A 12,984-nucleotide genomic window follows, 5' to 3' on the forward strand; every position below is an offset into this window, starting at 1 on the left:
GTGCCGGCTTGAAAGAAGAAGATGCTTATCCAGCCGCCCCGCAGGACGCGTACGGTTGGGAAAAGCTTCTTGCCGAAATCCGCTGCACTCATTATCGCGAAGAATATGGCCTTCAAACCCGCGTCGTTCGCTTCCACAACATTTTCGGACCCAAAGGTACCTGGCAGGGAGGACGTGAAAAAGTCCCTGCCGCTTTGTGCCGGAAAATCGCCACTGCCAAACTGTCGGGCTCGAACGAAATTGCAATTTGGGGGGACGGTGAGCAGACCAGATCCTTCTGCTACGTAGACGATTGCATCCTCGGACTCTACAAATTAATGCGCTCCGATTACCCGTATCCGCTTAACCTTGGGCAGGACCGCATGGTTTCCATCAATCAGCTGGCTGACCTCATCGCAGGCATTGCTGGAGTCGCAATAGAGAAGACGCACGTCTCAGGCCCGATAGGCGTGCGTGGCCGCAACTCTGATAACACTCGCGTTCAGCAGATATTAGGTTGGGAACCGAAGGTCTCGCTGGAGGAGGGGTTAGCCCGTACCTACCACTGGATCGAGGAGCAGGTCAGGACCAGTCTCGCTGTTTCACGGATAGGTGCAAACCCGGCACTCAACATAGGCGGTGCTGTCGCACGCTGACGAAGCTTCGGCGCAGCCCACCTGCGCTCCGCCGGCTCTTGAATTCCCGCTTACCAGTTACTTTGGTGCCCAAAGTGCGCCAATTCCTTCCGCTTTTCGCATCGAGTTACTTTAGTGACTTTCTCCCGTTTTCCTATTGAAAATACAATCCTCTTGCGGATGGCCATCCTCCCGACCATGCCACCAATTTGTCGAAAAGTAACCACATCCGCTAGGGAAGCAAAAAAACGGTTTGCCTGAATTCACCATAATGCGGCGTTCCACCCGGATCCGGTGGGAGATTCCTGTCCGCATTAGTACGGTAGATTCCGCCGCTTTTTCGGAAACCTGTGAGACCGTCTCCGTAAATGCCCACGGCTGTGGCCTCATCTCGACCACGCCTCTCGATCGCGGCACCCGCGTCAAGTTGACCGGACTCCCTGAAAACGGGGAAGCGCCGGCGCATGTGGCTGATGTCGTGCCCTTGGGCGAAGAACGCTCCTGGCTACTCGGCATTCAGCTGGAACGGCCGGCCAATATTTGGGGTGTAAAAGATCCGCCAGAAGATTGGAAAATTGCCATCGCCGACTTTCAAGTTTCGCCGGCTGGTAATGGTGCGAATCAATCAGCTCCTGCCGCATTCGCCGCCGCCGCCGCAGCAACCAGCCCGACTAATGCCAGTCGCACACCCGCCTTATCGGGTTCCTTGACCATCGTCGAACCTGAAGCTCCAGAACTGGCCATCGCCCCGGGTCTGGGCTTTTCTCAGGGCGCGCAGCGCCAAGCGGACGCCGCGTTTACCTCCGATCGCGAGGCCAATCCTGTTCTGACAGAATTCGAATTGAAGATGCGGCAGCGCGCCAGCTCCCTCTTGCAGGAGTTCGAGCAGGCTTGTCGCAAACTCGAAGGCGATAAGAAGTCCTCTGGCGAACCGGTTCGCCAACTACGCGGACGTGATTGGGAGGAGCTCCGGCAACAAGCCCAGGCGCAGCTCAAGGGGGTGATCGCTCAGCTCGAAGCTGAGATGGACGTCAAAGTCGAGAGCTGGCGTCAGGAAATGGCCGCTTCCGAGGCTAAGCTCAAAACCATCACTCAACTTCAACAGGACTTGCAGGCCAAACTGGATGACTTTGCGCAACAGGCGCAGAAACAGGCCGCCCATCCCGATGAGCCGCTGGCAGATCTTTTGGAACCTGATCAGCCAAGCGCGTCCTCAGCAGCCACCACACAGGCTTTGGCCGCTCAGGCAGAAGAAATCAAGCAATTGCAGCAATGGATGCACTCCTTGGTTGAGCTCGTCCCCAAGACGATGGAACAACAAGTCCGGGACTTCGGGATCGCCGCGGAAGAACGCCTGCGCAGCCACACCGACGAGCAGGTCGTTCGTATCGAGGACCAATTGCGGCGCTTCCAGGGGCAGTTGGAGGACGTTGCTTCTCAACAGAATCAGCCTAAAGCTCCCGAGCCTCTGCCAGGACTGCCTCAATTATCGCCCGAAGAGGTTACCAGGCTTAAGGAGCAGCAAGGCCTGGTTTCTGCCCAGCTCGAAGAACTGAAGCAAACCTGCGATTGGGTGCAGTCGGTGATGCAAACCCTCCCGCAAACTGTGCAGCAGCAGGTTGAGAAAGCAGCCGTTGCCGCCCAGGAAGCTCTCCACGGTCAGGCTGATCAAGAGGTCGCCCGCGTTCAACAGGCCCTTGTCCAGCTTGAGGAACTAAAGCAAACCCGCGAGTGGGTGCAGTCGGTGATGCAAACCCTTCCGCAAACTGTGCAGCAGCAGGTTGAGAAAGCAGCCGTTGCCGCCCAGGAAGCTCTCCACGGTCAGGCTGATCAAGAGGTCGCCCGCGTTCAACAGGCCCTTATCCAGCTTGAGGAACTGAAGCAAACCCGTGAGTGGATGCAGTCGGTGGTCCAATCCCTTCCCCAGACCGTGCAGCAGCAGGTTGAGAAGGCTGCCGTTGCCGCCCAGGAAGCCCTCCACAACCACGGAGATCAGGAGATCGCCCGCGTACAAAAGGAAATCGCTGAATTTCCCGAGCAACTCCAGGGAGTCTTGGCCCAACATGAAGAGCGCTGGACAGCAAATCTCGAGCAACGCAGCCAAAAAGTCTCCCAGATGGTTGAGAGCAAGCTGCAGGAGATTGGCAACCAGACCTTCGGATCAGTCCAGCAACAGCTGCAATCCACGGTTGAAGGCTACCAAAAGCAACTGGAAGCGGCACGCCAGACGCTCAATGCGGAGGTAACTCGTGTCGGACATTTGGCCGGCGACCTGACCACAAAACTAAATCAGTTGAAGCTGGCACGCGAAGGACTCGAGATGCTTATCAGCGCTCCCGAAGCGTTTGATAAGCGTATCGAGCAGGGATTGGCCGGCGCACTCGAGCGCTTGCACAAGAGTGCCGCTGCGGAAATCGCTATCGTGAAGCAAGCGGTCATCAACCTGCAAACGCGCGTTCAGGAATTGCAGGCCACCCAAAGTCAACAACCTGCCTTGGATGTTGAGCAAGCAACCGAGGATTTAAAACAGCGGGTGGATGTCATGCTCCGCGAGGCCGGGGAGAATGTTTCCAGCTCGCTCCGCGAGCAACTCCGTCTGCATTTCGAGAGCCAGCGCAGCGAACTGCTGAGCGCCAAGAATTCGGTGGAATCCCAAGTGGTCGAGTTGGAGCGGCGGGCAGCTGAATTGTCTGCCCAGGTGGCGGAAGTGAATCGCTCACGGGATTCAGTAGCTTCGCTCGTCGGGGCGCTCTCCCAGGCCGCCAATGAGCGTTTACAAGACGGCGCCACCGCCGCCCTGGATCGCATGCATAAGCGCTCCGAAGACGAGATCGGCCGTATCAGCGAAGCCAGCGATCGCTTCCAAAAGAATGTAGACGAGTCGCTGGCCCGCGGTCAGCGCCAGTTTGACGAGGCGGTCGTCCGCAGCCAGCAGCAATTCGACAGCAGCCTGCAGCACCGGTTCCAGGAGTTACAGCGCGCGTCCGAAGGCATTCTTCGGGAGGCTGGCGATCAGCTTTGCGACACCATACGCCGGAAGCTGCAATCCGACCTCGAGCAGCAGCGCCAAAAAGCCGAACGCGCCTCAGAAGAACTCTCAGCCCATGTTGACCGTTTCGAGGCCCACGGTCACGAGCTTACTGCTCGTTGGGAAAGCAAGCTCGAAGAATACATCGGAAAGGCCATCGTCGAAGTAACCGAGCGCGTCCACGAGCGTCTGGAGAGCGCTGCTGCCGCAGCTGTTAACTCCAAGATTGCTGAAATGAAGGCGCGCTTCGAGCGCTCGTTGACACCCTTGGTCGATCGCGCTGACGCGGCCACTGTTGGTCTGCAACAACTGCTGCTGAGTACTCAACAGCAAAAGCAACAGTTTGACGCTCGGGACGGCGCATTCCAAAAACAGGTGGAGGAAGCCAAAGCTTGGCTCAATGAGGAGACCGCCCGCTTCCGTCAGGCCGTACACGATTCCCTGATTGAGGCCAGCGGCGAAATCAAGGGGCGTATCCACATGGCCGTCGAACTTACCAAGGAACCCATTGAGCGCCGCGGTCGTGAGGCCCAATCCGAGATCGAGCAGCTTGCCGCCAGTAAAGGCAAGGAACTTGGCCAGCACTTCGCTGAATTGGAAAAAACCATCGACCCGCTATTAAAGGAGCGCTTGGCCCAGGCCCTGGAGAAGTTTCAGAAAGATACCGAGCAGACGGCCGAGACTGCCATTGAAAAATCCCAGGGCGAACTCGCCGAAAAGCTGGAGTCCATGCTCCACCTGCTGCGCAAACAAGCGAAGCATTCCTGAAGGTTCTACCCTATTCTGTCATCACCAACTCGCCTTGCTTCACCCGCAAATCCTTGACGAAAGTTGGGAGCTTTAGCTTTTCATGCTGGTCAGGATCAGCGAGCTTCTTTTGCAGAGCCGGATCAACCATCCCTACCGGCACACTCAGGTCACCGATCTTGAACGCAGTCGGCGCGAAGGTGACGTATCCATCCTTGCTGCCCAGGCGTCCGGCTATGGTGACATACACTTCTCGTCCGTAAACTACCGTCAGAAATTGTCCTTTGACTTGATCGCCGTCGAAGGTCACTTGCGCGCTCTTCACTGTGGCCGGTGCGTCGGCTGGTGCATTGGCCCCGGCCGGCGTGCCTGCTTCTTGCGCCGAATTGCCCGTCACTAATGCGGCGTTCACTTCCGGAGCAGTGAAGTGCACCTCGGTCCCGGTTGCACCGCTCTCTTGTGCGCTCTGCAGCTCACCGAGCTTTTCTTGGAACGAGTCCGCATTCAGCTTGGCCGTGGCGGGATCCACTTGTGGTGCAATGGGTGCCGGACTCTTAAGCATGAGAACGATAGAAATTATCAGCCCCGCCAACATCATCCAGCGCACGACGCGATAAATCTTCATTCCCATATTGCGAAAAGTAACTGAGTAACGGATCGCTTGAAAGTGATCAGTGGGATGACGACGGCGGCACCTCGAAGAATCAGGCCCAGAGTACAATCCCTGTTCATGGCCGTTTCCAAAGACAAGCGCGCCCCTGATGGGGATTTGCATGGCAAGGTGGCGCTGGTCACCGGAGCCGCGCGCCGCATTGGACGCGAAATTGCCCTCACCCTGGCTTCACGGGGCGCCGATGTTGCCATAACCTATCTCACCTCTTCCCGCGAGGCGCAAGACACTTTCGCCGAAATTCAACACCTCGGTGTGCGTTCTCTTGCTCTCTGCTGCGATGTCACCGACCCAAAGGACGTCCAAGCCACCATCAAACAGGTGGTGAAAGAGTTCGGCGGCCTGGATATTCTGGTCAACAACGCCGCGATCTACGAAACCGTAAATTTCGAAGACATCACGCCCCAGCAATGGGATGCGGTCTTCGCCACCAATGTGCGTGGCCCATTTCTGGTCTCCCAAGCCGCCTTGCCCGCGCTGCGCAAACGTAAAGGACGAATTATCAATCTCGGTTCGCTGGGCGGAATCCGTCCCTGGGCCACACATGCACACTATTGCTCATCGAAAGCAGCCCTTACGATGCTCACCCAGGTAATGGCCAAGGCGCTCGCGCCCGACATCGCGGTGAATTGCGTAGCGCCCGGCATGATTGACATGCACGAACCCAAGAGCGCAGCTTTCTTTCGAAAAACCGCCGCGCATACTCCCATGAAGCGCAACGGCACCGCGGCTGAGGTCGCCGCCGCCGTAGCCTTCTTTGCCACGGCTCCGCAATTCATTACCGGACAACTTTTGGTTGTGGATGGCGGACTTAGTCTGGACTGAGCATGCACATTCTTGTCTGCACGGTCGGCGACGCGTTGTTGGCGATGATCTCTATCCGGTTGCAATCTCGTGACCGGAGGCCCTTGGGACTTTTCAACACGCCTGTGGAAAATTATGTGGAAAACTGTGTAAGTACTCTGGTAACTCCATCAACTCATGTGACTTCTACTACTTGCACACACCCAAGTGCGGTTTAATGCAAACAATAATCACAGTTCTTCTTATCCAGTGAAAATTTAACCGCCTGCTCCATACTAGTGTGGTGAAACAACGGCTCGATAAGCTGCTCGTGGATCGCGGCCTCGCCGCCTCCCGTGAACGCGCCCAAGCCCTGGTGCTGGCCGGCCGCGTACTCGTCAACGGCCAAAAGGTGGAGAAGCCCGGCACTGCAATTCACGGAGCCGCCGAACTACGCCTCTTGGGCAGCGATTTGCGGTATGTGAGCCGGGGCGGACTCAAGCTCGAAAAGGCACTTGAGCATTGGAGAATCAAAGTTGAAGGCCTCTCCTGCCTCGATGTGGGCGCTTCCACGGGTGGCTTCACCGATTGCCTTCTGCAACACGGCGCAGCGAGAGTGATCGCGGTGGATACCGGTTACGGTCAGATCCACCTCAGTCTTCGTGAGGACCCTCGGGTGCGCCTGCTGGAGAAGACGAACGCCCGCTACCTCCGCGCGGAGGATGTCCTCGAGCCGATCTCTCTCGTGGTGATGGATGTCTCTTTCATTTCTGCGACCTTGGTCCTTCCCGCCGTGGTTCAGGCCGCTTTCTCGAGAACACACACCGAGGCAGCGCAGAACAAGCACATCATCGTTCTTGTGAAGCCGCAATTCGAAGTGGGTCGAACCCAGGTAGGGAAGAGAGGCATCGTGCGCGATCCTGCGGCACAGTTGGCCGCCGTCGAAAAAGTCAGGCAAAAAGTGGTCGAATTGGGTGCAACGAGCACCGACTTTATCGAGTCACCCATCCTCGGCGCAGAAGGCAACCGCGAATTCTTGCTTTACGCAATTTTCTGAATCGCTCAATCACTGCCTTCTCTCGTCGCCAGCATGACGCTCCCAAATACCGTTGCAGACAGTAGTGACACTCACCTTGCAGGCTGTACAATCACGCTTCCGGTATGCTGGACAGTGTTCTCCAATGAAGTCAGTCGCGATTTTTTCGAAACCCGCCAAGCCAGAAGTGGCACGCATTCTGCCGGACCTGCTTGCCTGGTTGCGGGCTCACGACTACCAGGTCGTTGTGGACCCCGTGACCGCCGGCTACGCTCCCGGCGAGGAGACTCTCGAGCGCTCGGAGGTCGCCAGCCGAAAACCAAACTTTGTAATCGTACTTGGGGGTGACGGCACATTGCTGGCAGCGGCGCGCTCTGTGGCCAAAGCCGGAATCCCCGTGCTCGGGGTCAACCTTGGCTCGTTGGGATTTCTCACTGAAGTCCCGCTCCCCGAGCTCTATGCCACGCTCGAGGCTATTGAGAAGAAGTGTTGTCACACTGAAACTCGCACCTTGTTACATTGCCAGCTCCTGCGCAACCAAAAATACATCGCTGATTACGTAGCTCTCAATGACGTGGTCGTCAACAAGACCGCCATTGCCCGCCTTGGAAGTTTTGATGTCTACGTTGACCAGGTATTTGTTTCCAACTACAAGGCTGACGGGCTGATTGTGGCTACGCCCACCGGCTCCACCGCTTATTCCCTTGCCGCGGGTGGTCCCGTGCTTGCTCCCTCGGTGGAAGCGTTCGTGGTCACCCCGGTGTCGCCGCATGCTCTCACTCACCGCCCTTTAGTAGTGCGCGACACCTCTGAAATTTTAATTCTGGTTACCGACGAAGAGGACGCCTACCTCAGTGTTGATGGGCAAGAGGGCATGCCGCTAAAAGATGGCGACCGCGTCAGCTGCCGAAAATCCGAACACAAGGTGCAATTGCTGCGCATGGAAAAGTCCTTCTTCGACGTGCTGCGCGCCAAACTGAAATGGGGACAACGGTGAAGGTTTCTGGCGCAATCTTCTTTTTTTTGATTTTTGCCTCAGGTGCGGTATTCGCCCAAAATCGTCCCGCCGCCGACCTCATCATCACCAACGCCAATATTTACACCGTAGACAAAGAGCGCACCTCCGCCGAAGCCGTCGCCGTGCTCAACGGCCGCATCGTCGCCGTCGGCGCCAGCTCTGAGATTGACGCCTGGCGCGGCTCGTCAACCAACGTGATTGACGCGGGCGGTAAGTTGGTCCTGCCCGGTTTCAACGACGCCCACGTTCATTTCGTTTCTGCCGGTCAAGCCTTGGCGAGTGTGCATTTGAAGGATGCCTCCTCTCCGCAGGAGCTTGTGCAGCGCCTCGCGACCTTTGCGCGCTCTCGGCCCAAAGGTGAATGGATCACCGGCGGCACCTGGGATGAACAAAATTGGAATCCCGCGACCCTGCCCACCAAAGACTTAATTGACCCGAGTACACCGGACAATCCTGTCGCAATAAACCGTTATGACGGCCACATGTACCTGGCGAATTCTCTTGCCTTGAAACTTGCTGGCATCACTGCCGGAACCCCCGACCCGCCAGGCGGCGCCATCGGACGCGACGCGCATGGAAATCCCAACGGCATTCTGAAAGATGCGGCCCTGCAGTTGCTCGACCGGGCAATTCCGCCCCTGACCCACGATCAGCGCATGCGCGCGGCACAGCGCGCTCTGGAACACGCCCGTAGTTTGGGCGTCACCAGCCTCCAGGAAATGGGCTATCCCGGAGATGACCTCGCCGCTAACATTCGCGTCTATAAAAAACTCGAAGAAGAGGGCGGCCTCACCTCACGTCTGTACGTCGCTCCGCTGATCGAAACTTGGCAAAGCCAGGCGAAAATTGGAGCGCGTCACGGCTTCGGGTCTCCGCTGCTGCGCATCGGGGCGGTGAAGGGATATGCCGACGGTTCTCTCGGTTCAACCACTGCCTACTTTTTCCAACCCTACAGCGACGCACCCAATACACGTGGTCTGCTGACCGACGAAATGCAGCCGGTCTCTAAAATGCGAGACCGCATGATCGGTGCCGATAAATCCGGCTTGCAGCTCTGCATTCACGCTATCGGCGATCAAGGCATTTCCCTGATTCTGGATCTTTTCGAAAAAGTCGTCAAAGCCAACGGCCCAAGTGACCGCCGAATGCGTATCGAGCACGCCCAGCATATGTCCCCGAAGGATTTCGATCGTTTTGCGCGCCTCGACGTCATCGCTTCGGTGCAGCCTTACCACGCGATTGATGATGGCCGCTGGGCAGAAAAACGCATTGGTCCGGAGCGCATCAAGACTACGTACGCGTTCCGGACTTTCCTCGACCACAGAGTCCGCCTTGCCCTCGGCACTGACTGGAACGTCGCTCCCCTAAACCCGCTGCTCACCATCTACGCAGCCGTGACCCGCGCCACCCTCGATGGTAAAAATCCCAACGGCTGGATTCCGGAGCAAAAGCTGACCGTGGCTGAAGCGGTTGAGGCCTACACCATGGGTTCGGCCTATGCCGAATTTCAGGAGAGAGAAAAAGGCTCAATCACTCCCGGAAAGCTCGCTGACATGGTTATCCTCAGCGACGATATTTTCACCATTGAGCCCAAAACCATTCGCGACGTGCAGGTCGATACCACAATTCTCGGCGGCAAAGTGGTATGGCAAAAAGAGAAGACAGCTCCCTGATGTATTAATCGAACACTGGATCTCTGCCACCGCCTCGCCTTCCGGGCATACTTCGCCGATCAAGTCGGCACACCCACGTGGGCACAGGCGCCCTCGCCTGTGTGTGTTCTTTGTCTCGGCTTTCGGGTAAGGTTCGCCGATCAAGTCGGCACACCCACGTGGGCACAGGCGCCCTCGCCTGTGTGTGTTCTTTGTCTCGGCTTCCGGGTAAGGTTCGCCGATCAAGTCGGCACACCCACGTGGGCACAGGCGCCCTCGCCTGTGCAGATCCGACTCAAATAACCCCCCTATTTCTCCCCCCGCATCAATTCCGCCACTGTCTCACGCTTGCGGATCATCCGCGCCTTACTTCCTTCCACTAATATCTCTGCCGGACGTGGCCGCGTGTTGTAATTCGACGCTAACACCATTCCATATGCTCCCACATCCAGGATTGCCAATAATTCGCCCTCTTTCACGGCTGGTAAATTGCGGTCTCGCGCCAGGAAGTCTCCCGTCTCGCACACCGGCCCCACCACATCCACCAATTCCTGCTTCGCCGCTCTGCTCTGTATTGGCACAATTTCGTGAAATGCGCTGTACAGCGCTGGCCGCAGCAAATCGTTCATCGCCGCGTCTACTACTACGAAAGACTTGCTGGCGTTACTTTTCCTGTACAAAACACGGGTTAGCAGTACACCTGCCGGTCCAACAATCGCGCGCCCAGGTTCAAGTAACACATGAACTTTCAACCCGCGTAGCGGCTGGCTTACGGCTTCCGCATATTGGCTGGCGTATTCCGAGAAGCTGTTGGGCTGCGGCTTTTCATACGCGATTCCCAGACCTCCGCCTGCATCCACGTACTGGATCGTGTGCCCATCATTCCGCAATTGACGAACCAGCTCTGCCACCCTCTCCATCGCTGCCGCAAACGGGTCTATCGAGGTGATCTGCGAACCGATGTGCACGCTGACGCCAGCAACCTCCAGGAAGAGACTGTCGGCAGCGCGCGCATAGAGGCGGCGCGCTTCACCAATCGGAATTCCAAATTTATGCTGCTGCAGTCCGGTTGAAATATAGGGATGCGTTTCTGCCGGCACGTCCGGGTTCACTCGCAGCGCCACCCGGGCAAGCTTTTTTAAGCGTTCGGCGCGTGCCGCGAGCAGCTCGAGTTCCGCCTCGCTTTCCACATTGAAGAGCAGGATGTCGGCTCGCAGGGCGCGGTCCAGTTCGTCAACCTGCTTGCCCACTCCAGAGAAAACGACGTTTCGCGCCGCTTTACGGCTCACTTTCAATACCCGCTCCAGTTCGCCGCCTGAGATCACATCGAAGCCGCAGCCCAGCGAAGACAGCAGCCGCAGGATCCCCAGGTTGGAGTTCGCCTTTACTGAATAGCAGACGGTATGCGGAGTCTTAAACACCCGATCAAAAGTGCGGTACCGCTCGCGAATCATGCTGCCGGAATAAACGTAAAGAGGAGTGCCGAACTTGTCCGCCAGCCGGGACAGCGATACAGCCTCGCAGTGCAAAACTGCACGGTGCGGTTCTGCGCTGGATGGTTGAGAGGACCTTTCAGGTTTATAGCAGAATGCTGGTGGCCGGACGCATTCGGCGTCCGCACGCTGGCGAGCCGAGCTCCCCTTAGCAGCGTCCTTTCGCCGGCTCACTTTGTTTTTGCCGTTTTGCTTTTAACTTTGAGCGCCACAACGGTAGCGTCATCGAAGGCTTCAACCCCAGCTGCGTGTTCTCCCATCGCCGAAAAGATTGCGTCCACAACTTCCTGCGCGGATCCGCTAGCCACTTTGGAGACAACTTTTTCCAGGCGCTCCCGGCCAAAAAGCTCGCCGTCACGGTTGCGAGCATCGAGTATCCCATCGCTAAATAGCACGAACAGATCGCCCGGACGCGGATTGAAGCTCAGCTCCTCGAAATCCGCCTCCGCAAAGAGTCCCAGCGGCAGCCCCGTAGCCTCCACTCGCTCCAGTTTCCCGTCGTGGCAGTAAATGGGACGCGGCAATCCAGAACTTGCGATTTGCAGGTTGCGTTGCACATCGTCCCACAAGGCATAAATGATGGAAACGAACTGCGCCTCTATCGGCCGCTCACCCAAGGACAGGTTTACCGCGGAAAGCATCTCGGCCGGCGAAGGTTCCGCCGCACAATGTGACCGCAAAATCCCGCTGACTAGTGCGGCATAGATGGCAGCCGGGGCTCCTTTGCCGCTCACGTCGCCTACCACAATCGCGGTGCGTGAAAGTGAATATGAAAGAAAATCGTACAGATCGCCGCCGATCGCCCGTGCTGGCACAAACCGCGCCGCCACTTCCAAATTGTTCAGCCTCGGCAACGTCTGTGGAAGCAGCCTCAGTTGCAGCGCGTGCGCCAGTGCAAGGTCGCGTTCCAGCCGTCTTTCCTGCCGCGCAATCTCCTCATACAGCCGTGCATTTTCAATCGCAATCGCCACCTGCGCCGCCAGCGTTGTCAGCGTACGCATATGGTCTTCGGTGAAGTAGCCCACGCGGGTGTGTTCGAGATCAAGCACACCAATCACTTTGTCCTTATAGATCAACGGAACACAAAGCTCCGACCTGGTCTCCGGATTCAGTTCGATATATCGAGGATCTTTCTTGACGTCCGGAACCAGCACCCCGGTACGATGGCGCGCCGCGTACCCCACCAGTCCCCGATCGAGAGGGATGTCCTGCTTCAGATGCACATTCGTCTTAAACCTCAGTGAGAACCGGTGTTGCAGGATGCTCTCGGTGGAGTCCAGCAGCAAAACGCTGAACATCTGATAGTCGATCAGCCGGCTCAGAAGTTCCCCGATGCGCTTCAATAACTGGTCGAGGTTGAGGATTGATGTCAGCTCGCGGCTGATCTCATTCAGCACTAGCAACGTTCGCGCCTGGCGGTTGGTGCGAGTGTACAAACGAGCATTCTCGATCCCGATTGCTATACGCGATGCGATCAGGGTCAGTAAACGTTTATGTTCTTCGGTGAAGTAATTGCGTTGCGGCGCTTCCAGATCAATCACGCCAATGACCTTGTCCTTAACGATCAGCGGCACGGCAAGTTCCGAGCGCACGAGCGGAATGGCGCTAATGTAGTGCTGGTCCTCCAGAACATTCCCCACCAGCACGGCTTCACGCCGCTGCGCCGCCTGGCCGGTGACCCCTTCACCCATTTTCACCCGCATCTGCTCTGCAATTTCCTTGGGATAGCCAATCTGGAAGCGGGCGCGCAGCTCTTGGGTTTTCTCGTTCAGGAGCAGGATCGCAAAAATCTCGTAATCAATTACCCGGCGCACTAATTCCGCCACGCGCTGGAGCGTAGTATCCAGGTCAAGTGTGGTATTGACCACGTCCGCTACTTCGAGCAGTAACGGCTCGACGACCGGTACCGGAGCGAGTTGGGCCTCAGCACTTTCCACTGTGCT

The 12,984-nt window shown here is 57.3% G+C and carries 9 protein-coding genes; 6 read left to right on the top strand and 3 right to left on the bottom strand.

Annotated features, from left to right (window positions below):
• Together VFA76_02660 and VFA76_02665 are read left to right on the top strand one after the other, a co-directional pair.
• The coding region (locus tag VFA76_02660) for an NAD-dependent epimerase/dehydratase family protein (GenBank protein HZR30741.1) at window positions 1–635 on the top strand (635 nt) is incomplete at its 5' end.
• Between the two features lie 250 nt (window positions 636–885).
• Complete coding sequence (locus tag VFA76_02665) at window positions 886–4,410, top strand: hypothetical protein (GenBank protein HZR30742.1); 3,525 nt, start codon at window positions 886–888, stop codon at window positions 4,408–4,410.
• A 10-nt stretch (window positions 4,411–4,420) separates the two neighbouring features.
• On the opposite strand, the gene VFA76_02670 is transcribed toward VFA76_02665, so the two are convergent.
• Window positions 4,421–5,014 (bottom strand): hypothetical protein, encoded by a 594-nt coding sequence (locus VFA76_02670; GenBank protein HZR30743.1) that lies wholly within the window; start codon window positions 5,012–5,014, stop codon window positions 4,421–4,423.
• A gap of 105 nt (window positions 5,015–5,119) precedes the next feature.
• Here VFA76_02670 and VFA76_02675 point away from each other — a divergent pair, with 105 nt between their 5' ends.
• The 4 genes from VFA76_02675 to VFA76_02690 all read left to right on the top strand — a co-directional run bounded on the left by VFA76_02675 (window position 5,120) and on the right by VFA76_02690 (window position 9,569).
• Window positions 5,120–5,884, top strand: coding sequence for an SDR family oxidoreductase (locus tag VFA76_02675; protein HZR30744.1), 765 nt, complete (start codon window positions 5,120–5,122; stop codon window positions 5,882–5,884).
• A 262-nt stretch (window positions 5,885–6,146) separates the two neighbouring features.
• Window positions 6,147–6,899, top strand: coding sequence for a TlyA family RNA methyltransferase (locus VFA76_02680; GenBank protein HZR30745.1), 753 nt, complete (start codon window positions 6,147–6,149; stop codon window positions 6,897–6,899).
• 124 nt (window positions 6,900–7,023) lie between these two features.
• Window positions 7,024–7,875 carry an NAD(+)/NADH kinase gene (locus VFA76_02685; GenBank protein ID HZR30746.1) on the top strand — a complete coding sequence of 284 codons (852 nt, stop codon included), beginning with the start codon at window positions 7,024–7,026 and terminating at the stop codon, window positions 7,873–7,875.
• The gene (locus VFA76_02690) at window positions 7,872–9,569 is read left to right on the top strand and encodes an amidohydrolase (GenBank protein ID HZR30747.1); all 1,698 of its coding nucleotides are present in this window, start codon (window positions 7,872–7,874) and stop codon (window positions 9,567–9,569) included. Before VFA76_02685 ends, VFA76_02690 begins: the two co-directional genes overlap by 4 nt.
• 287 nt (window positions 9,570–9,856) lie before the next feature.
• On the opposite strand, the gene lysA is transcribed toward VFA76_02690, so the two are convergent.
• Window positions 9,857–11,077: a diaminopimelate decarboxylase gene (gene lysA, locus VFA76_02695; GenBank protein ID HZR30748.1), complete on the bottom strand. Its 1,221-nt coding sequence runs from the start codon at window positions 11,075–11,077 to the stop codon at window positions 9,857–9,859.
• A 134-nt stretch (window positions 11,078–11,211) separates the two neighbouring features.
• The gene (locus VFA76_02700) at window positions 11,212–12,978 is read right to left on the bottom strand and encodes a SpoIIE family protein phosphatase (GenBank protein ID HZR30749.1); all 1,767 of its coding nucleotides are present in this window, start codon (window positions 12,976–12,978) and stop codon (window positions 11,212–11,214) included.
• Window positions 12,979–12,984: the final 6 nt, after the last annotated feature.

The organism is Terriglobales bacterium, from assembly GCA_035651655.1.
Lineage (GTDB): Bacteria > Acidobacteriota > Terriglobia > Terriglobales > Acidobacteriaceae > DASRFG01.

Excerpts from the sequence above, each read along its gene's own strand:
- VFA76_02665 (HZR30742.1), top strand. The coding sequence starts at position 886 with ATGCGGCGTTCCACCCGGATCCGGTGGGAGATTCCTGTCCGCATTAGT.
- VFA76_02670 (HZR30743.1), bottom strand. The coding sequence starts at position 5,014 with ATGAAGATTTATCGCGTCGTGCGCTGGATGATGTTGGCGGGGCTGATA.
- VFA76_02675 (HZR30744.1), top strand. The coding sequence starts at position 5,120 with ATGGCCGTTTCCAAAGACAAGCGCGCCCCTGATGGGGATTTGCATGGC.
- VFA76_02685 (HZR30746.1), top strand. The coding sequence starts at position 7,024 with ATGAAGTCAGTCGCGATTTTTTCGAAACCCGCCAAGCCAGAAGTGGCA.